The 17563-nt window shown below is 71.9% G+C and carries 21 protein-coding genes; 9 read left to right on the top strand and 12 right to left on the bottom strand.

Translation table 11 applies throughout. From position 1 onward, the window contains the following. Window positions 1–15: 15 nt before the first annotated feature. Window positions 16–225 carry a hypothetical protein gene (locus Q3Y56_RS18290; RefSeq protein WP_304462986.1) on the bottom strand — a complete coding sequence of 70 codons (210 nt, stop codon included), beginning with the start codon at window positions 223–225 and terminating at the stop codon, window positions 16–18. Between Q3Y56_RS18290 and Q3Y56_RS18285 the strand changes: the two genes are divergently transcribed. Continuing rightward, on the top strand, window positions 212–1270 hold the full coding sequence (locus Q3Y56_RS18285) for a hypothetical protein (protein WP_304462985.1): 1059 nt from the start codon (window positions 212–214) through the stop codon (window positions 1268–1270). The genes Q3Y56_RS18290 and Q3Y56_RS18285 overlap by 14 nt on opposite strands. 62 nt (window positions 1271–1332) lie before the next feature. Here Q3Y56_RS18285 and Q3Y56_RS18280 read toward each other — a convergent pair whose 3' ends face one another. Beyond that, window positions 1333–1770 carry an NUDIX domain-containing protein gene (locus Q3Y56_RS18280; RefSeq protein WP_304462984.1) on the bottom strand — a complete coding sequence of 146 codons (438 nt, stop codon included), beginning with the start codon at window positions 1768–1770 and terminating at the stop codon, window positions 1333–1335. 122 nt (window positions 1771–1892) lie between these two features. Between Q3Y56_RS18280 and Q3Y56_RS18275 the strand changes: the two genes are divergently transcribed. Continuing rightward, window positions 1893–2954 carry a hypothetical protein gene (locus Q3Y56_RS18275; protein WP_304462983.1) on the top strand — a complete coding sequence of 354 codons (1062 nt, stop codon included), beginning with the start codon at window positions 1893–1895 and terminating at the stop codon, window positions 2952–2954. A gap of 86 nt (window positions 2955–3040) precedes the next feature. Here the strand turns inward: Q3Y56_RS18275 and Q3Y56_RS18270 are convergent, their stop codons facing one another. The 3 genes from Q3Y56_RS18270 to Q3Y56_RS18260 are packed head-to-tail and all read right to left on the bottom strand — an operon-like array spanning window position 3041 to window position 4326. Then, window positions 3041–3622: a hypothetical protein gene (locus tag Q3Y56_RS18270; protein WP_304462982.1), complete on the bottom strand. Its 582-nt coding sequence runs from the start codon at window positions 3620–3622 to the stop codon at window positions 3041–3043. Then, the gene (locus Q3Y56_RS18265) at window positions 3604–3975 is read right to left on the bottom strand and encodes a hypothetical protein (RefSeq protein ID WP_304462981.1); all 372 of its coding nucleotides are present in this window, start codon (window positions 3973–3975) and stop codon (window positions 3604–3606) included. The genes Q3Y56_RS18270 and Q3Y56_RS18265 overlap by 19 nt, the downstream gene beginning before the upstream one ends. Continuing rightward, window positions 3976–4326, bottom strand: a complete 351-nt coding sequence (locus Q3Y56_RS18260; protein ID WP_304462980.1) for an MmcQ/YjbR family DNA-binding protein — start codon at window positions 4324–4326, stop codon at window positions 3976–3978. 175 nt (window positions 4327–4501) lie between these two features. Between Q3Y56_RS18260 and Q3Y56_RS18255 the strand changes: the two genes are divergently transcribed. Then, on the top strand, window positions 4502–4906 hold the full coding sequence (locus tag Q3Y56_RS18255; RefSeq protein ID WP_304462979.1) for a DUF5959 family protein: 405 nt from the start codon (window positions 4502–4504) through the stop codon (window positions 4904–4906). Here Q3Y56_RS18255 and Q3Y56_RS18250 read toward each other — a convergent pair. Further along, entirely contained in the window at window positions 4903–5703 is an 801-nt protein-coding gene (locus tag Q3Y56_RS18250; protein ID WP_304462978.1) for a DUF4239 domain-containing protein, read from the bottom strand. The genes Q3Y56_RS18255 and Q3Y56_RS18250 overlap by 4 nt on opposite strands. Before the next feature lie 255 nt (window positions 5704–5958). On the opposite strand from Q3Y56_RS18250, the gene Q3Y56_RS18245 reads away from it, so the two are divergent. Both Q3Y56_RS18245 and Q3Y56_RS18240 read left to right on the top strand, forming a co-directional pair. Beyond that, window positions 5959–6945: a GlxA family transcriptional regulator gene (locus tag Q3Y56_RS18245; RefSeq protein ID WP_304462977.1), complete on the top strand. Its 987-nt coding sequence runs from the start codon at window positions 5959–5961 to the stop codon at window positions 6943–6945. A 119-nt stretch (window positions 6946–7064) separates the two neighbouring features. Continuing rightward, window positions 7065–7697 (top strand): DJ-1/PfpI family protein, encoded by a 633-nt coding sequence (locus Q3Y56_RS18240; protein ID WP_304462976.1) that lies wholly within the window; start codon window positions 7065–7067, stop codon window positions 7695–7697. Window positions 7698–7763: 66 nt separating this feature from the next. Here the strand turns inward: Q3Y56_RS18240 and Q3Y56_RS18235 are convergent, their stop codons facing one another. The 4 genes from Q3Y56_RS18235 to Q3Y56_RS18220 are packed head-to-tail and all read right to left on the bottom strand — an operon-like array spanning window position 7764 to window position 11340. Further along, a complete protein-coding gene (locus Q3Y56_RS18235; protein ID WP_304462975.1) occupies window positions 7764–8492 on the bottom strand; it encodes an ABC transporter permease subunit in 729 nt (242 codons plus the stop codon). Window positions 8493–8507: 15 nt separating this feature from the next. Further along, window positions 8508–9425 (bottom strand): ABC transporter ATP-binding protein, encoded by a 918-nt coding sequence (locus Q3Y56_RS18230; RefSeq protein WP_304462974.1) that lies wholly within the window; start codon window positions 9423–9425, stop codon window positions 8508–8510. After that, a complete protein-coding gene (locus Q3Y56_RS18225) occupies window positions 9422–10315 on the bottom strand; it encodes an ABC transporter permease (RefSeq protein ID WP_304462973.1) in 894 nt (297 codons plus the stop codon). Before Q3Y56_RS18225 ends, Q3Y56_RS18230 begins: the two co-directional genes overlap by 4 nt. Next, window positions 10312–11340, bottom strand: coding sequence for an ABC transporter ATP-binding protein (locus Q3Y56_RS18220; RefSeq protein ID WP_304462972.1), 1029 nt, complete (start codon window positions 11338–11340; stop codon window positions 10312–10314). The genes Q3Y56_RS18225 and Q3Y56_RS18220 overlap by 4 nt, the downstream gene beginning before the upstream one ends. A 218-nt stretch (window positions 11341–11558) precedes the next feature. On the opposite strand from Q3Y56_RS18220, the gene Q3Y56_RS18215 reads away from it, so the two are divergent. From Q3Y56_RS18215 to Q3Y56_RS18200, 4 genes are all read left to right on the top strand, one after another. Then, a complete protein-coding gene (locus Q3Y56_RS18215; RefSeq protein ID WP_304462971.1) occupies window positions 11559–12434 on the top strand; it encodes a M24 family metallopeptidase in 876 nt (291 codons plus the stop codon). Further along, entirely contained in the window at window positions 12431–14197 is a 1767-nt protein-coding gene (locus tag Q3Y56_RS18210) for an SDR family oxidoreductase (protein WP_304462970.1), read from the top strand. Before Q3Y56_RS18215 ends, Q3Y56_RS18210 begins: the two co-directional genes overlap by 4 nt. Before the next feature lie 205 nt (window positions 14198–14402). After that, window positions 14403–15470 carry a MerR family transcriptional regulator gene (locus Q3Y56_RS18205; RefSeq protein ID WP_304462969.1) on the top strand — a complete coding sequence of 356 codons (1068 nt, stop codon included), beginning with the start codon at window positions 14403–14405 and terminating at the stop codon, window positions 15468–15470. Beyond that, window positions 15463–16005, top strand: a complete 543-nt coding sequence (locus Q3Y56_RS18200) for an RNA 2'-phosphotransferase (RefSeq protein ID WP_304462968.1) — start codon at window positions 15463–15465, stop codon at window positions 16003–16005. Before Q3Y56_RS18205 ends, Q3Y56_RS18200 begins: the two co-directional genes overlap by 8 nt. Before the next feature lie 26 nt (window positions 16006–16031). On the opposite strand, the gene Q3Y56_RS18195 is transcribed toward Q3Y56_RS18200, so the two are convergent. Together Q3Y56_RS18195 and htpX are read right to left on the bottom strand one after the other, a co-directional pair. Continuing rightward, window positions 16032–16634: a hypothetical protein gene (locus Q3Y56_RS18195; protein WP_304462967.1), complete on the bottom strand. Its 603-nt coding sequence runs from the start codon at window positions 16632–16634 to the stop codon at window positions 16032–16034. Between the two features lie 7 nt (window positions 16635–16641). Continuing rightward, entirely contained in the window at window positions 16642–17544 is a 903-nt protein-coding gene (gene htpX, locus Q3Y56_RS18190) for a zinc metalloprotease HtpX (RefSeq protein ID WP_304462966.1), read from the bottom strand. Window positions 17545–17563 lie beyond the last annotated feature (19 nt).

Here is a 17563-nt window from a genome sequence, read left to right as displayed (position 1 = left end):
GGTGACTTACGTCCATCAGGAAGGGCAGAACGTGAAAACAATGCACAGCAGCCGTGGCGTCCGCAGTGCGATCGCGGTCAGTGCCGCGCTCTTGGTGGCAGCAGGCGCGACGTCGGCGTTCGCGGCCACCTCAGCCCCGTCCGAGAACTCGCCGTCCGGGGCCTCGCCGTCCGGGACCTCGTCGAGCGCCGCCGGGTGGAGCCAGTCGAAGGTGTCGCAGAGCAACGCCCCGGCCTTCGCCTCGACCCGGCCCGACGCGCACACCACGTGGGTGGCCGGCGGGCGGATCGTCCCCACAGGGGAGGACAGCTTCGAATTCGTACCCACCCTGTGGGAGCGGGACGACCGGAACAGCACCGGCTGGAAGCAGGTGAAGACCGCGCCCGTGCCCCAGTCCTACGACGTCCGGTTCAACGACGTCGACGCCTCTTCGCCGCGCAACGCGATACTGGGCGGCGACTACGCCGAGCAGGCGGGCGGTGTGGTGACACAGCGCTGGAACGGCACGTCCTGGAAGTCCGCGATCGCCCCGGTGCCCCGGGGCACCCAGAGTGCCGGATTCCTCTCCGTCGACACTCGCGCGCCCAACGATGCCTGGGGAGCGGGCTGGACGCAGGTCCGCACCTCGGAAGACGACTCCCGCAGCGTAGGGCTGCTGGAGCACTGGGACGGCAACCGCTGGAAGGCACAGAAACTCCCGGACTTCAGTGAAGGAAACGGCGGCTGGAGCCTGGAGAGCGTCACCGCGGTCGCCGCCGATGACGTGTGGGCAGTGGGCGGTACGTTCAACGAGAACGCCGCGAAGCCGCTGATCCTGCACTACGACGGCACACGCTGGAGCAAGGTCCCCGCTCCCGACCTCGCGGCCAAGCGCGCGGGCCTGACCGCGGTCGTCGCCGGACCGGGCGGGCAGGTGTGGGCCGTGGGCGAGGCCAAGCAGTCCGACGGCACCTGGCAGGGCCTGGCCCTGAAGTACGACGGCAAGAAGTGGACCAACGTCACGCTCCCGAAGGGGACCGCGGGGCTCCGCGCGGTCACGATCAGCCAGGGCGCCCCTGTCGTCCTGACGAAGGGGACGGATGACACCAGCAGTGCGGTGCTCCGCCGCGCCGGCGACAAGTGGGTGTCCATGAAGCTGCCGGCCGGTGCCCAGCCGCACAACGGGTCGGACATCTCGGCCTCGGGCCGGACCATCGACGTCACGGCCAATCACGAGCCCACCGGCTCCCAGTGGACGGGCCCCGCGTCCGTGCTGACCACGCGCCGCTAGCGGTCCGCGAGCGGGGGATGCGCGGGCGCCCGCCATCCCCCGCTCCCCGCCGGAACGCCAGCTCACCGGGCGAGTGCGGTGGCCTGGTGTTCGTTGATGACTTCTTGGGTCGCAGGACACATGGCCAGTCGGGGCATCATGTCGGCGGGGAACCACCTGAGCATCACCCCTTCGGTGAGGACGAGTTCGTCAGGGTCTCCGTCCCAGCGACCGGTGTAGACCTGGACGAGCCGTGTGGTGCCGTCCGCCCCGGTGTTCTCCTGGACCACGAACGGTTCGAGACCGGTGACGGTGAGACCGACGGCTTCCTCGGCCAGCTCGCGGACGATCGCGTCGCCCGGCGACTCCCCGGGCTCCGGGGCGCCGCCGAGCAGAGCCCATCTGCCGCCCTGGAACACGTGCGGCAGGTTGTCGCGCAGATGGAGCAGGTACTCGCCGCGGCTGCTGACGATCAGCGCCGCGGTTCCGGTGATCTCGTTGCCTTCCACCCGAGCGAGCATGCCACCGAGCCAACGACGGTAGAGTGACCGGGACATCACGCCCCGTAAAGGGGCGGCCCTCAGTGGTGCGCCAACACCGGTCTGAGGGCCTTCACCGCCGAGTGGAAAGCACCCACCCGAAGATGCTCAAGCATGCTATCCCTCCCACCCGTTTCTACTCCCAGACCCCGAACGAGCTCATCCGGCATCCCCGCCTGACCGGCGTCGCCGTCCGGCTGCTCCAGTGGGCGCTGTCCCTCCCGGACGGGTCGCGGGAGACGCTCCAGTCCATCGGCGAGAAGATGCCCGAGGGGCGGATCACCGTCCGCAAGGCGCGGCGGCAGTTGGAGGACGAGGGCTTCGTCCATACGCGGCGGCTCCAGTGTCCGGACAGCGGCCGCTGGACGACCCACGTGCTCGTGTCGAACGTCCCACTGCTGAACGCCGAGGAGATCAACGCGGCGTTCGGCCCGCTGAGTGCTCCCGGCGCACCCGGCGTTCCCGGCACTCCCGGCACTCCCGATGCTCCCCCGAAGGGCCGGATCCCGACCGTCGGTGCGGCGGCCGGACAGGCCGTCGGCGGATACCCCAAGGGGTTGAACACCGAGGAGAACACCCCCAACCGGCCTCCCGCGTCCGACGCGTTGACGGCCCGCGCCTCCGCGCTGCTGGCGCGGCTCGGCGACCGCGACGCCCGGCTGCGGCTCGGCACCGCCGACGCCACCCGGCTCGCGCCGCTGGCCGCGCGCTGGCTGGAGGACGCGGCGGGAACGATGGAACCCGGCACGGGCACCGGCACCGGCACCAGCGGGACGGCAGGCCAGGCTGACGCCCCGTCCCCGGGCCCACGCGACGCGCAGGAGGCCGCCGAGGCCGCCCTCTTCCGCATCCTGACCGGCGATCTGCCACTGGCGGTCCGCGCCCCCGCCGCGTTACTCGCCTACCGCCTGCGCAACAGCCCGCCGACGCCCGTTCCCCAAGCCCGCAAGCCCGTCGAACCGCTCGCGGAGTGCGCCGAATGCCGTGATCCGCTGCCGCGCGGGCAGCGAACCGGGATCTGCGGCCGCTGCGCGGGCGTCCTCGCGCCCTCGCGCACCAACCCCACCCACCCCGCCGCACCCGCCGACCTCGCCGTACGCGACAGCAGCGGACCGGCCCTCGTACGAGCCGCGCTCCGCGGCGCCCTCGCCGGTCTCGATCTGTGAGGGAACCGGCCTCCTCCAACGCAGGCCGGATTCCTCGCCGTCGACACCCGCGCTCCGGGCGACGCCTGGGGAGCGGGCTGGGCCGGTCAGCGGCGCGTCAGCACGTACCAGTCCGGCGAATCCGGGTCCCCGTACTGGTAGTTGAGCTTCGGATGGTCCGCCGTGCCGCTGACGGTCCATTCCCCATCGGCCCAGCAGACGTCCATGGTGACCGTCTGGCCCCACGGGCCGTCGCCCCGGTCGTACGTCCACGTCCCCGCGCTGTCGCAGCGCCCGCCCTCGGGGTCGCCCCAGGAGTCGCGGCTCTTGATGCCCTGGACGGTCGCCGTGCCGTCCACGGCGAGGCGGATCGTGCCGCCGTCGCCGTCGGTCCACGTACCGGCGAGGTCGTCGTGGGAGACCCGCGGAGGGCGGTAGTCCTCGACGATGCCGGTGCCGCGGGCCACCGTGCCGAGGGCGAGGCAGACCACCATGGCCAGCCCCCCGTACGCGTAGACCCGCCAGGTCAGCCCCGGTTTCCGGCCCGCGACGAGGCGCGCCGCGGAGAGCCCGACGAGCTGGGCTCCGGTGCCGAGCCCGGCCCACAGCAGTGCGTACAGCCAGGCGATGTGCCAGCCCCGCACGCCGAAAACGGCGCACAGCAGGCACGTCACCGGGAGCACCGCCACCGCCGACACCCCCGCGGCGGCCGGGACCCGCCCCATCGCGGGCCCGTCCAGCGCGCCAGTGCGGCCGTGGGCAGGGTGATCGCCATGGAGAACAGCAGGGCCGCCGGGTACACGAGGCAGGCCATGAACGGCGCCGCGATCAGTTGCACGGCCGGACCGTCCTGCCGCTGCGGCGACTCCTCGGTCAGGGCGACGAATCCGTAGACCACGAAGGCCAGGAAGACCTCGACCACGAGCACGGCCGTCGCCACGTGGACGGACTTCCACGTCCACTCCCCGTTCCACGGCCTTCCGGTCAACCGCTGGACCCGTGGCGGGCTCTGCCACGCCGTACGGGGCGTGCCCGGCGCCATCTACGCACACCCCGGGTCGGGAAAGAGCTCCAGGAGGCGGTCCGGCGCCGCCTGCCTCCAGGAGTCCACGAGGATGTCGCGCAGCTCGTCCAGGTCCTCCAGCGCGGCGAGCCGCACCCGTACCCACGCGGAACCGGCCTCGTGCGGCGGCACCCAGAACTTCTCCGGTTCCGCCGCGATCAGCTCCGTCCGCTCGTGCTTGGGGCACCGCACCGCGAACGACGTCTCGTCGTCCGGGATCGTGATGTACATCTTCCCGGCGACGCGGAAGGTGGGCATGCTCCACGCCTCCTTCTCCACCGTCTCGGGGAGGGAGAGCGCGATCCTGCGGACGTCCTCGGCATCGATCATGCCCACAACACTAAGAACTCCTCACGCAACATGGGTAACCGTGTCCCCGGCATCCAGTGGGTCACGAAATGGCCTGGTCAGGGGAATCCTCCGATTCCTGCATGATGGTTCAGATGGTTCAGAAGGTTCAGAAGGTTCAGAAGGTTCAGAAGGAATCTTCATTCGAGGGGTGCACGTGAGGGAGGGCAACGCGGTGGAGCTGATCCACTTGGCCGACCATGAGAACAGGGTTGCGGTCAGAGTGCTGGGTCGGCGTGGGCCGGACGAGCTCGACGCCGAGGTTGTCATCTCGAGCACCTTCTGCAACGGCCGACTCAGCCTCTGTCTCTCGTCGAAAGACCTCGACGACTGGGCGAAGGCCCTGGATGACTTGGCCGTCGGCCGGAGCATCTGCTGGATGACCGACCTGCGCAACCCCGAGATCAACATCGAGTTCAACACCCAGTTCTCGGTTCCCCTGATCACCGTCGAGGACGTTCAAGGCTCCGGCACGGTCATGGCCGTGCCCGTGGAACTGCCGGACGGCTGGGTTGATGAACAGCGCGGGCATCTCGAGCGCATCCGCCAGATGGAGTTCTAAGGCCGCGGGCCTTCCCAGAAGCGGGCCAGTGAGCCCTCCATGTACGGTGCCGGGCTCACGCGCACATCGCCCGCGAACGGGCGGTCGAGCACCACGACCAGCAGCAGGCTGAACCCGATCAGCGCGGCGACCGATCCGACGAACAGCAGCTGCATCGAGCGGTTCCGGATGCCGTACAGGAACGTCAGCGGGATGATCACGAGCGCGCCGCCGAAGACCAGGACCTGGAGCAGCGGCGGCAGCTGGCGGTGCGCCATCGCCAGCCGGTCGCGGCGCTGCGCGGCCACGTCGTTGAGCATGGTGCTCGCCTGCTCGTAGAAGACCCGCTGCGACTCGGTGGCGGGCTCGTAGTCCTGCAGTGCCGTGTACAGCCCCTTTATCTGTCCCGCGGTGACGCTGTGCCGCGCGGTCCCGTTCCGCATGTGCGGCCACTGCCTCTCCACCACGGCATGCAGGTAGTCGTGGACGGCCTTGTCCATCCGCGCCCGCGGTCCGGGCGGGAACGAGGCCGCGTCGCGCACGATCAGCGAGACGTCGGTGGCCTCCGTGTCGACCGTGGTCCGGGTCTCCTCCAGCTGCTCCCACAGGGTCACGATGACGAAGGCGAGGATGATGCCGTAGATCGCGGCGAACATGCCGAGCACCACGCCCACCATCTCGTTGTGCTCGCCTGCGACCAGCGAGGGGAACCGGCGGCGGACGAGGAGGCTCCCCGCCACCGACAGCGTCACGGCGCCGCCCACGACCAGGACCGTCAGTGCCGCTGTGCTGAGGTGGTTCAGCAGCCAGAGAGCCACGCTTTCTCCCGGAGGGACGAGGGCGGGCAGGAGCGGGGGCGGGGACGGGGACGGGGGCGAGGACCGGGGCCTACAGGAAAGCCATTCCGCGTCCGGCGCGGTGGGCGCCCGCCCGGCCCGGAATCATCACCCGCACAGGGGCGGACGCTCCCGCACATGGGTCCGTGCGCTTGACGGCGCGCGCCGGGGCGGCGTGGCAGAAAAGGTGGGAAATTCGGCATTGCTGCCGTACCCGCCCCCGACCACGATGGGTTCATGTCGCCACGGACCATCCTGATCGTGCTCTTCGAGGGAACGCTGAGCCTCGACTTCACCGGCCCACTCGAGGTCTTCGACGCGGTGGACAGAGCCGGTGGCGTGCCGGACGCCTACCGGATCCGTACCGCGACCGTCGACGGCGAGCCGGTGCGTACCTCCAGTGGGCTGATCGTCACGCCCGACTACTCGCTGGCGGACACGCCCGGCTCCTCGCTGGCGGCCGCGCCCATACCGCACACGCTGATCGTGCCCGGCGGCGCGGGCACCCGCACGCTGGATCCCCGGCTCGTGGCGTGGCTGCGCGAGCGAGCCGGGCTCGCCGAACGCGTCGTCTCGATCTGCACGGGGGCCTTCGCGCTCGCCGAGGCCGGGCTGCTGGACGGGCGCCGCGTGACGACGCACTGGACCACGTGCCAGACGCTCGCCCGGGAGTATCCGGAGGTGGAGGTCGACCCCGATCCGATCTTCATCCGGGACGGGCAGATATCCACCTCCGCCGGGGTGACCAGCGGCATCGACCTCGCGCTGGCGCTGGTCGAGGAGGATCTGGGCCGTGACGTCGCGTTGCGCGTGGCCCGGCACCTGGTCGTCTTTCTGCGCCGCCCCGGCAACCAGACCCAGTTCAGCGCCCAGTTGGCCGCCCAGACCGCGCAGCGCCGCCCGCTGCGCGACCTCCAGGCGTGGATCACCGAGCACCCGTCGGCGGATCTGTCCGTCACCGCGTTGGCGGACCGGGCGAACCTGTCGCCGCGGCACTTCGCGCGCGCGTTCCGGGCCGAGGTCGGCATGGCGCCCGGGCAGTACGTGGAGCGGGTCCGCCTGGAGGCGGCCCGGCGGATGCTGGAGGACTGCGACGACGGCATCGAGGAGATCTCGCGCGCCTGCGGCTACGGCACGCCGGAGGCGATGCGCAGGGCGTTCATACGGCGGCTGGGGGCCGCGCCCGCCGAATACCGGCGCCGCTTCCATCCGGTGGCGAATTAGGCGCACGCCGTTCGCCACCACTGGTTCGACCCGCTGACTCGACACCCACCGGTTCGATACCCGCTGGCTCGACACCCACTGGCTCGACACCCACCGACCACGCGAAAGGTTTCGTCAGCATGCGCATCGCCATCCTGCTCTACGACCGCTTCACCGCCCTCGACGCGATCGGCCCGTACGAGTCGCTCGGCCATCTGCCGGGCTGGGAGCCGGTGTTCGTGGCCGAGCGACCGGGCCCCGTGGCCAACGACGCCGGGAATCTGCGGCTGGTCGCCGAGGCGGCGCTGGAGGACGTGCCGGATCCGGACATCGTGCTCGTACCCGGCAGCCCGTTCTGCGCCGCGCAGCAGACGAACACGAAGGTGCTGGCGTGGCTGCGGCGCGCGGACACCACCAGCACCTGGACCACCTCGGTGTGCTCCGGCTCGTTGATCCTGGCCGCGGCGGGGCTGTTGAAGGGGCGCCGGGCCACGACGCACTGGATGTTCATGGAGGATCTCGCCGCGCTGGGCGCCGAGCCGGTCGAGGACCGCTACGTCTTCGACGGCAAGTACGTCACGTCGGCCGGGGTCTCCGCGGGCATCGACATGGGCCTGGCGCTGAGCGGCCGGATCGCGGGCGACGAGGTCGCGCAGGTCTCCCAGCTGCTGATGCAGTACGACCCGGAGCCGCCGTACGCCGCGGGGTCGCCGCAGACGGCCGCACCCGAGGTGGTCGCCAAGGCCCTGGCGGCGCTGCCGACGCCCGCCTGACCTGAGGCGCCGCCCCCGGAACGAGGGTCCGGGGGCGGAACGCCATGGGGCACCTGGGGAGCCTGCTCACTCCTCCCCGGCCAGCGTCAGCGACCGCAGCCGCCGCCCCGCGTACCACGTCGCCGCGACCGTGACGGCGCTCAGCAGCACCACGGCGGCCGGGAGCCCGACGTCGGAGGAGATCACGTCGCCTTCGGCGGTCCGCTGGGCGAGCGCGAGGGCCCACTGCTGGACGCTGAGGGTGCGGGCTCCGGCGACCAGGTTGCCGAAGACCGACTCCCACACCAGGGCGTAGACCAGGCCCGCGACGACCGCGTGCCGGGTGACCGTGCCCAGCAGCAGGAAAATCGCGCTGTAGGCGACGGACGCGACGGCGGCGGCCAGAGCGTAGGCGACCGCGATCTGCTGGCTGTTGCCGTTGAGGATGTAGCCCGCGAGGAGGGTCGGGAGGGCGGAGAAGGCGACGGTGACCGCGACGGCCACGATCAGCTTGGTGAAGATGATCGTGGGGCGTTTGACCGGCTTGGCGAGCAGATAGACGACCGATCCGTCGTCGATCTCGGGGCTGATCGCGCCCGTACCGGCGATGACGCCGATCAGCGGGACCATGGTGGCCAGTGCGAAGCCGCCGAGGATGCCGTCGGCGGTGTCGTCGTCGGCTCCCGACAGCGCCCGTACGGCGATGGAGATCACCAGCAGCAGGGCGGGCAGGGCCGCCAGGAGGAGCGCGCGGCGGCGGCCGAGGAGGGCCCGGTAGGTGAGCCGGGCGACGGTGGGGTGGTAGAGCGCGGACATCGCTGATGACTCCTTTCAGGCCGCTACGAGGTAGGAGAAGACGCTCTCCAGGGACTCGTCGGAGGGCGAGACCGTGAGGAGCCGGATGCCGTGGTCGCGGGCGACCCTGGGCAGCAGTGCGGTGAAGCGGGCGAAGTCCACGGCCTGGACGCGCAGTTCGCCTTCGCGGGTGTCGACCTCGATGCCGGAGGTGGACGGGTCGGCGATGAGGGCAGCGGCCAGCGCCCGGTCGTCGCTGGACCGTACGAGGTAGCGGTGGGGCCGGTCGGTCATCAGGCGGCGGATCTTGCGGAAGTCGCCGGAGGCGGCGTGCCGGCCCGCGACGACGACCTCGATGTGCGCGGCGAGCTGCTCGACCTCTTCGAGGATGTGGGACGAGAACAGCACGGTGCGGCCCTCCGCGCCCATCCGCCGCAGCAGGTCCATCAGCTGCATGCGCTGGCGCGGGTCCATGCCGTTGAACGGCTCGTCCAGAAGCAGCACGGACGGGTCGTGGACGAGCGCGGAGGCCATCTTGACGCGCTGCCGCATGCCCTTGCTGTACGTGTCGATCCTGCGGGTGGCGGCCTCTTCCATCTCCACCGTGGCCAGGGCCTTCCTGGCGGCGGCCACCGGGCGCTCCAAGCCGTGGAGTTCGGCGTTGGCCAGCACGAACTCGCGGCCGGTGAGGAAGTCGTACATCGCCTCGCGCTCGGGCACCAGCCCGATGCTCCGGTAGGCGTCCTCGTTGTGCCAGATGGGGCGGCCGTCGAGGGTGACGGTGCCGGTGGAGGGCGGCAGGAAGCCGCCCATCATGTTGATGAGGGTGGACTTCCCGGCTCCGTTGGGGCCGAGCAGGCCGGTCACGCCGGGGCCGATGGTCATGCTGACGTCGTTCACGGCGACGACGTTTCCGAACCAGCGGGAGACGTTGTCGATGGCGATGGTGCTCACAGCCCGACCTTCCGGTAGCGGCGCGTCAGCAGCCCGTACGAGCCGGCGATCAGGCCGAGGACGACAAGGAGGTAGACGGCGCCGGTGGCCGCGTCGGGGCCGTAGTGGCCGGGGAAGGACGAGGTCGCGCCGAGGAACGCGGTCTGTACGCCGTCGATGAGGGTGATCGGCGAGAACAGGCCGAACCAGCTGATGGCATCCGTGTTGTCCTGGTTGAACGCGATGCCCTGGATCGCACTGGCCGCGCCGTAGCTGATGGTCAGTACGGCGATCACGGCGGCGACCCCGAAGCCGCGGCGCGGCGTGAGCGCGGCGATGACCAGGCCGATTCCGGTGAAGAGGAGGGAGAGCAGGGCCACGGAGACCAGTCCTTGCGCGAAGCCCTTCGTCTGTTCGGCGAAGTCGAGCTTGGCCAGCAGGGCGCCCACGTAGAGGATCAGCAGGGGCGCGGCGGTGAGGATGAACAGCGCCGACGCCATGGCCGCGAACTTCGCGGCGACGTAGTCGGCTGTCTTGATGGGGCGGGAGAAGTACAGCGGGACCGTCTTGAAGCGCAGGTCGCGGGAGACGGACTGGGGTGCCTGGGAGGCGATGTAGAGGCCGATGACGGCCTGGAGGAGCAGGGCGTACCGGGTGTACTCCACCGGCAGCCGGTTGGTGTGGCCGTAGACCGCGACGGCGACGATGATCAGGGCGGGCAGGCACATCACCGCGAACAGGATCATCGGCAGGACCTTGGACTTCGCCGAGCGGCCGAGGCCGTAGGCGCCGCGCAGGCTCTGGGAGAACAGGGAGCGGCGGGCGTAGCCGCGGCCGAGGCGCGGGCCGTCGTAGTGGCGGTAGCCGATGTTGTGGATGTGGGCGCCGCGCGGGGCGGTTTCCGTGCTCATGCCGCTCCCTTCTTGGCGTGGGCGGCGGTCTCGTGGGCGGTGGCGTGTTCCTGATCGGGCCGGGGTTCCGGGCCGGGCCGGGATTCCTGGCCCGGCCCGTCGCGGAAGATCTCGGCGATGCGGTGGCGGCGCTGTTCCATGCGCACCAGGCCGACCCCGAGGTCGGCGACGGCGTCGCGGACGGTGTCGTACGTGGCGTCCCCGCGCTCGGCGTCGAGGTCGACCAGCAGCAGGACGCCGTCGGCGTGCACCGCGAGCCCGGCCGCGGTCAGCCGCTCGCGCAGCGCGTCCTCGTGGTCGGTGACCTCCACCGCGAGCGAGGCCGTGGCCTGGGTGAAGTCGCTGGTGGAGCTGGCGCGCAGCAGCTTGCCGCCGTCGATGACGACGACGTGGTCGCAGGTGCGCTCCAGCTCGCCGAGCAGGTGGGAGGTGACCAGCACGGAGATGCCGAAGTCGGTGTGGACCCGGCGGATCAGGCCGAGCATGTCGTCCCGGCCGACGGGGTCCAGGCCGTTGGTCGGCTCGTCCAGCAGCACCAGCTGCGGGTCGTGGACGAGGGCCTGGGCGAGTTTGACGCGCTGCTTCATGCCGGTGGAGTAGCCGCCCATGGGGCGGTAGCGCTCCTCGTACAGCCCGACGTGGCGCAGCGTGTCGGCGGTGCGCTCGCGGGCGGCGGCGGGCGGCAGCCCGGACATCCGCGCCATGTGGACGACGAACTCGGTCGCCGAGACATCGGGCGGCAGGCAGTCGTGCTCGGGCATGTAGCCGACGCGCTCGCGGATGGCGCCGCCCTCGGTGGCCACGTCGAGGCCGAGGACGCGGGCGGTGCCCTCGCTGGCCGGGGAGAGGCCGAGCAGGATCTTGATGAGCGTGGACTTGCCGGCGCCGTTGGCACCCACCAGGCCGGTGACGCCCGGTGTGATGTCGACGGAGAGCCGGTCGAGTGCGGTGACGCGGGGGTACCGCTTGCTCAGGCTTTCGGTGGAAATCACTGTCACGTCTTCGACCGTAGTGGCGTGCGCCACAACAATCGTCAGCCCTGACGGCTGGATCGCGGCGGTCGGCGCATAGTCCTTGGGTCTGACCGACCCGTAGGGGCAGGGGGTCCGGGCGATACGAAAGTTGGTGTTACCGCGAGTATCCACAGGTACTGCGGGACCCTTGACTCAGCCTCCGGGGATTGTCACATTCATCAGTGTCAACTTCGGGCGGGGCTCAGACATGGGCAGACGGGCGGGTGGCGATGACTTCGGCTGTGGGCCGGCTGGACCGGCGGCTGGGCGCCGAGCTGAGCGGTGTCCGGGACGAGCTGCGGGGCTTCAAAGACGTGCAGCGCCTCAGCTACGAGTGCGCGGAGGCGGTCGCGGCGCGGCTCCGGCCCGGGGTGACGGAGCGCGAGGCGGCGCGGATGCAGCGGGAGTGGCTGCGCGAGCGCGGGGTGCGGGACTGGTTCCATCTGCCGTTCGCGTGGTTCGGCGACCGCACGGCGTTCACCGGTTTCCGCATACCGCTGCAGTTCTTCCCCACGAACCGGGCGCTGGAGCCGGGGATGCCGTTCATCCTCGACATGGCGCCGATCTTCAAGGGGTACACGGCGGACATCGGATACAGCGGCTGCCTGGGCCTCAACCCCGTGCACGACCGGCTGCTCGCCGACCTGGAGGCACACCGTGAGCTGATCCTGCGCGAGGTGCGGGAGCGGCGCTCGCTGCGCGAGATCTACCAGGACGTGGACCGGCTCATGGCGCGCCAGGGGTACGCGAACCGGCACCGCGCGTATCCGTTCGGGGTCATCGCGCACAAGGTGGACCGGGTCAAGGAGCGGCGCTGGGCGCCCCACCTGTTCGGGTTCGGCGCCCAGAGCCTCAAGGGGCTGGTGTCCGACGCGCTGCACGGCCACCGCGAGGGCTGGTCGCCGCTGTGGAGCCCGTACCGCTTCTCCGACCACCCGCCGCAGCCGGGGCTGTGGGCGGTCGAACCGCACCTCGGTTTCCGGGGCACGGGCGCGAAGTTCGAGGAGATCCTGGTGGTCACCGACTCCCGGGACCCCGAGGAGAGCGCGTTCTGGCTGGACGACGATCTGCCGCACGTGCGGCGCTGGAAGGGGGAGTCCGCGTGAGCGAGCGGTGGGTCAGGACGGGCGGAGTGGAGCTGTGCGTCGCCGAGTGGGGCGACCCGAAGCAGCCGACCGTGCTGCTGGTGCACGGCTATCCGGACAGCAAGGAGGTGTGGAGCGAGGTCGCCCGGCGGCTGGCGGACCGCTTCCATGTCGTGGCCTACGACGTGCGGGGCTGCGGCCGGTCCGGCGCGCCGTCCCCGCTGCGCGGCGGCTTCACCCTGGAGAAGCTCACCGACGACTTCCTGGCGGTGGCCGACGCCGTCAGCCCGGACCGGCCGGTGCACCTGGTCGGCCACGACTGGGGCTCGGTGCAGGCGTGGGAGTTCGTCACCGTCAAGCGCACCGAGGGCCGCATCGCCTCCTTCACCTCCATCTCGGGGCCCTGCCTGGACCACTTCGGGCACTGGATCAAGCGCCGGATGACCCGCCCCACCCCGCGCCGCGTGGCCCAGCTGCTCGGCCAGAGCGCCAAGTCCTGGTACGTGGCCGCACTGCACACCCCCGCCCTGCCCGAGGCGGTCTGGCGCGGCCCGCTCGGCAGGCGCTGGCCGAGGATCCTGGAGCGCGTCGAGAAGCTCCCGGCGGGGACGGCGACGGCCGGCGACTATCCGGCGGCGTCGCTGCCCGACGACGCCGCACACGGCGCCTGGCTGTACCGGGACAACGTGCGCGAGCGGCTGCTGCGGCCGCGCCGGGACGCGTTCGCGCACGTCCCCGTGCAGCTGGTCGTGCCGACGGACGACGCGTTCCTGTCGGAGCGGCTCTATGACGACCTGGACCGCTGGGTTCCGCGGCTGACCCGGCGCACGATCCCCGCCAAGCACTGGGTGCCGCGCACCCGGCCCGACCAGATCTCCGCGTGGGTCGCCGAGTTCGCGGCCTCCGTCGAGGACGGCGGCCGGGAGGTGCCGAAGCCGGTCGGCGCCGGCGGGCCGTACGCCGACCGGTTCGGCGGCCGGCTCGTGCTGGTGACGGGCGCGGCGAGCGGCATCGGCCGGGCCACGGCGTTCGCGTTCGCGGAGGCGGGCGCCCGGGTGGTGGCGGTGGACCGGGACACGGAGGGCGCGGCCCGCACCGCGGAGCTGGCCCGGCTGATCGGCGCGCCGCGGGCCTGGGCGGAGACCGCGGACGTCTCCGACGAGCAGGCGATGGAGAAGCTGGCGGCCAAGGTCGCCGCGGAGTACGGCGTGGTGGACGTGCTGGTCAACAACGCCGGTATCGGCATGGCCGGTTCGTTCATGGACACCACGACGGACGACTGGCGCAAGGTGCTCGACGTCAATCTGTGGGGCGTCATCCACGGGTGCCGGGCCTTCGGCCGCCAGATGGCCGAGCGCGGCGAGGGCGGACACATCGTCAACACCGCTTCGCTGGCCGCCTACCAGCCGTCCAAGGCGCTGCCCGCCTACAGCACGTCCAAGGCGGCGGTGCTGATGCTCAGCGAGTGCCTGCGGGCCGAACTGGCGGGCCAGGGCATAGGCGTCTCGGCGATCTGCCCCGGCATCGTCAACACCAACATCACGGCGACGACCCGGTTCACCGGGGTGCCGGAGGAGGAGCAGAAGCGCCGCCAGAGCAGGACCTCGCAGTTGTACGCACGGCGCAACTACCCGCCGGAGAAGGTCGCGGAGGCGGTGCTGCGGGCCGTCGCGCGCAACCAGGCGGTGGTGCCGGTCACCCCGGAGGCGCGTGGCGCCCGCTTCCTGGGCCGGATATCCCCCAAGGCCCTGCGCGCGCTGGGCAGGCTCGACCTGCCGATGTAGAGCAGTGCCCGCGCAACCGGACGGTCGTACGATCCCCGGAGCGCCGCCGCCCCGACCCAGGGCCGCGGCGCGGCCGTCCATGAGGAGTGCCCGCGTGTCCGAACAGTCGCCATCACCGCCACCGGCGTCCCCACCGGCACCCCGGTCGGCCTCCGAGTCGGTACCCCGGTCGGCGGTACCCCGGTCGGCCCTCCGCCCGGCGCCGGTGCCGGGGCCCTCCCCCGGGGAGCCCCGGGCCGAGGGGCCGGGCGCGGAGTACCGCATCGAGGAGCTGGCCCACCGCAGCGGGGCCACGGTCCGCACCATCCGCGCCTACCAGGACCGGGGGCTGCTGCCGCGGCCGGAGCGGCGCGGCCGGGCGAACCTGTACGGGGAGGCGCATCTGGCCCGGCTGCGGCAGATCACCGAACTGCTGGACCGCGGTTACACCCTGGCCAGCATCAAGGAGCTGCTGGAGGCGTGGGACAACGGCCGCGGGCTGGGCGGGGTGCTCGGCCTGGTCGCCGAGGCCGCCGGACCGTGGTCCGACGAGGAGACGGCCCGCACCACCCGCGCCGAGCTGGCCGAGTGCTTCGGCGGCGCGCCCGACGTGGCCGAGGCGGTCACGGAGGCGGTGGAGCTGGGGGTGCTGGAACCGGTGCCCGGCCGCCCCGACGAGTTCCTGGTGCCCAGCCCCGCGGAACTGGCGGTGGCCGCGGAACTCCACTCCGCGGGCGTCCCGCTGCTGGCCATCTCCACCCACCTGCGCGAACTGCGGGGCCAGGTCGAGCACATCGCCGCCCGCTTCCTGGACTTCACCACCGAGTACGTCTTCGAGCGCTATCTGGACCACCCGCCCAGCGACGCCGAGGCCGCCGAGGCCGCCTCCCTGGTGCGGCGGCTGCGCCCGCTGGCGCAGGCGACGGTCGACGCCGAACTCGCCCGCGCCATGCGCACGTTGGCGACCCGCTATGTGCGGCACCGGCTCGCCGCCATCGCGGCCGCCGCGCGCACCGGCGACCCGTCCGGCGACGGCGCCGGTCCCGGCCCGTACCCCGGCTCCGAGGCGGTGCCGCTGCCCGCCGCGACCGTGCGGGCAGTGCGGGCCCTGGTGGGTCCCGACGGCACCGCCGGCTTCATCGCCGCCGCCGCCGACCGCGAGGTGGCCGCCCGCACCATGGACGCCCTGGCCGCAGGGCACCATCCCCTGCGGGAGCCGGATAGCCCCGTGCGGGAGCCGGATAATCCCGTGCGGGAGCCGGGCCGCGGAGGCACCATGGCAGGTGATGGATGACAGACGCGATGTGAGGATCTCGAAGTACCTGGCGCGGCATCTGCGGCATGACCCCGAGCGGATCGGGATCACGCTCGACGCCCACGGCTGGGTGGAGATCGACGTGTTGATCGCGGCGGCGGCAGCGCACGGCTTCCGCTTCACCCGGGCCGAACTGGACCGGGTCGTCGCGTCCAACGACAAGCAGCGGTACGCGGTCGAGGGCGGCCGGATCCGTGCCAACCAGGGCCACACGGTGGCCGTCGACCTCGGCCTGCCGAGGGCCGAGCCGCCCGCGTACCTCTTCCACGGGACCGTCGCCCGTGCCGTGGCCGCGATCCGCGCCGAGGGGCTGCGCCCGATGAACCGGCACGCGGTGCATCTCTCGCCGGACCGGGAGACCGCCGTCCGCGTCGGCGCCCGGCGCGGCAGGGCGGTGGTGCTGTCCGTGGACGCGGCGGCCATGCGGAGCGCCGGGCACGTCTTCCAGGTGAGCGCCAACGGCGTCTGGCTGGTCGACCACGTCCCGCCGGAGTTCCTCCGCTTCCCCGGCTGATCCACCAGGCGGGCCTGGCGGCGTGATCAACCGGCGAGGCCCGGCGCGCCCCAGACCGGGAACCAGCGGGACAGGTCCTTCTCGATCCGCAGATCGTCCGCGAGCAGCGATCTGATCTGGAGCTCCAGGGCGTTGTCGCGTTTCTCCGCGGCGTCGGGCAGCGGCGCGAAGGGGTAGAAGGTGCCGCGCTTGTAGAGGTAGACCAGCCCCAGGTGACGGGCGCTTCCCTCTTCGGAAGCGCCCCGGAAGGCCATCAGGGAGCAGAGCAGCTGCGGGCCGAACCCCGCCTCTTCGAGCGCGCTGTTGACGGCGTGCAGATCGTTGACGAGCGCCGCGCAGTCGTCGGACGGCTGCCGGGTGAGCAGCCAGGTGTAGCCGTAGGAGTCGCGGCTGAACTCCACCGGCGCCCCGCCGCGTTCGGTGTCGGCGTCCAGCAGGGCCCGCACATCCTGCCGCAGGCGCTCGAACGCGCCGCCCTCGACGGTCGCGAAGCACACCGACCCCACCCCGGTCGGGGTGAACCCGGCCCCCGCCTGCAGGGTGATCGCGGCGGACGGCAGGGCGAAGAGCTGGTCGAGATCGGGCCGGACCGGTTTGCTGCGCCCGAGGATGGCGTCCAGGAGACCCACCGGTTGATCAGCCCCTTCCGAGCTGCGCGGAGATACGGCCGAGCTGGTCCAGGCGCTGTTCCAGCGTCGGGTGGGAGGACAGCAGCCGCCACGCGGTCTCGCCGGAGAGCGCGGGCGCGAAGTAGAAGGCGTTGAACGGCTCGGCCTGCCGCAGGTCCCGGGTGGGGATCCGGGCCATCTGGCCGGTGACCTTGGTGAGCGCGGAGCCGAGCGCGGAGGGCCGACCGGTCAGCAGCGCACCGGTGCGGTCGGCGGACAGCTCGCGGTAGCGGGACAGCAGCCGGGTGAGCAGGAAGCTGATCGCGTAGACGACGGCGCTGACCAGGGGGATCAGCAGCATCAGGATCGCGGCATTGTTGTCGCGGCTGCTGCCCCGGCTGAACCCGCCCCACAGCGCGACCCTCGTGATCAGCCCGGCCAGCACGCCCAGGAACGAGGCGATGGTCATCACCGCGACGTCCCGGTGGGCGACATGCGACAGCTCGTGTGCCAGCACCCCCTCCAGCTCGTCCGGCTCCAGCCGCCGCAGCAGCCCGGTGGTGGCGCACACCAGCGCGGTGCGCTCGTTACGCCCTGTGGCGAAGGCGTTCGGCACATCGGTGTGGGCGATGGCCACCCGGGGCTTGGGCATGTCGGCCAGCGCGCACAGCCGGTCCACCGCGCCGTGCAGCTCGGGCGCCTGCTCCGGGGTGACCTCCCGCGCCCCCATGCTGAACGCCGCGATCCGGTCGCTGAACCAGAACTGGGCGATGAACAGTCCCCCGGCGAGGAGCAGGATCACCGGCCAGGAGCCGCGCAGCAGTGCCAGGAGCGCACCGACGAACACCACGTAGAGCAGCCCGATCAGGAACATCGTGCTGACCATGCGGGTCGTCAGGCCCCGGTCGGGGGCGAATCGGGTGCGTGCCATGGGGAGCACCTCCACACCC

Origin of the sequence: Streptomyces sp. XD-27 (assembly GCF_030553055.1) — a bacterium.
Taxonomy (GTDB): domain Bacteria; phylum Actinomycetota; class Actinomycetes; order Streptomycetales; family Streptomycetaceae; genus Streptomyces.
The sequence above is the reverse complement of the archived record's forward strand: the minus strand, read 5'-3'. Positions and strand labels throughout refer to the sequence as shown.

What these genes read in the sequence shown, in the direction of transcription:
- Q3Y56_RS18215 (WP_304462971.1), top strand. Translation starts at nt 11,559, where the DNA reads ATGACTTCGGCTGTGGGCCGGCTGGACCGGCGGCTGGGCGCCGAGCTG.
- Q3Y56_RS18240 (WP_304462976.1), top strand. Translation starts at nt 7,065, where the DNA reads ATGCGCATCGCCATCCTGCTCTACGACCGCTTCACCGCCCTCGACGCG.
- Q3Y56_RS18260 (WP_304462980.1), bottom strand. Translation starts at nt 4,326, where the DNA reads ATGATCGATGCCGAGGACGTCCGCAGGATCGCGCTCTCCCTCCCCGAG.
- Q3Y56_RS18235 (WP_304462975.1), bottom strand. Translation starts at nt 8,492, where the DNA reads ATGTCCGCGCTCTACCACCCCACCGTCGCCCGGCTCACCTACCGGGCC.
- Q3Y56_RS18275 (WP_304462983.1), top strand. Translation starts at nt 1,893, where the DNA reads ATGCTCAAGCATGCTATCCCTCCCACCCGTTTCTACTCCCAGACCCCG.
- Q3Y56_RS18245 (WP_304462977.1), top strand. Translation starts at nt 5,959, where the DNA reads ATGTCGCCACGGACCATCCTGATCGTGCTCTTCGAGGGAACGCTGAGC.
- htpX (WP_304462966.1), bottom strand. Translation starts at nt 17,544, where the DNA reads ATGGCACGCACCCGATTCGCCCCCGACCGGGGCCTGACGACCCGCATG.
- Q3Y56_RS18200 (WP_304462968.1), top strand. Translation starts at nt 15,463, where the DNA reads ATGGATGACAGACGCGATGTGAGGATCTCGAAGTACCTGGCGCGGCAT.
- Q3Y56_RS18225 (WP_304462973.1), bottom strand. Translation starts at nt 10,315, where the DNA reads ATGAGCACGGAAACCGCCCCGCGCGGCGCCCACATCCACAACATCGGC.
- Q3Y56_RS18280 (WP_304462984.1), bottom strand. Translation starts at nt 1,770, where the DNA reads ATGCTCGCTCGGGTGGAAGGCAACGAGATCACCGGAACCGCGGCGCTG.
- Q3Y56_RS18265 (WP_304462981.1), bottom strand. Translation starts at nt 3,975, where the DNA reads ATGGCGCCGGGCACGCCCCGTACGGCGTGGCAGAGCCCGCCACGGGTC.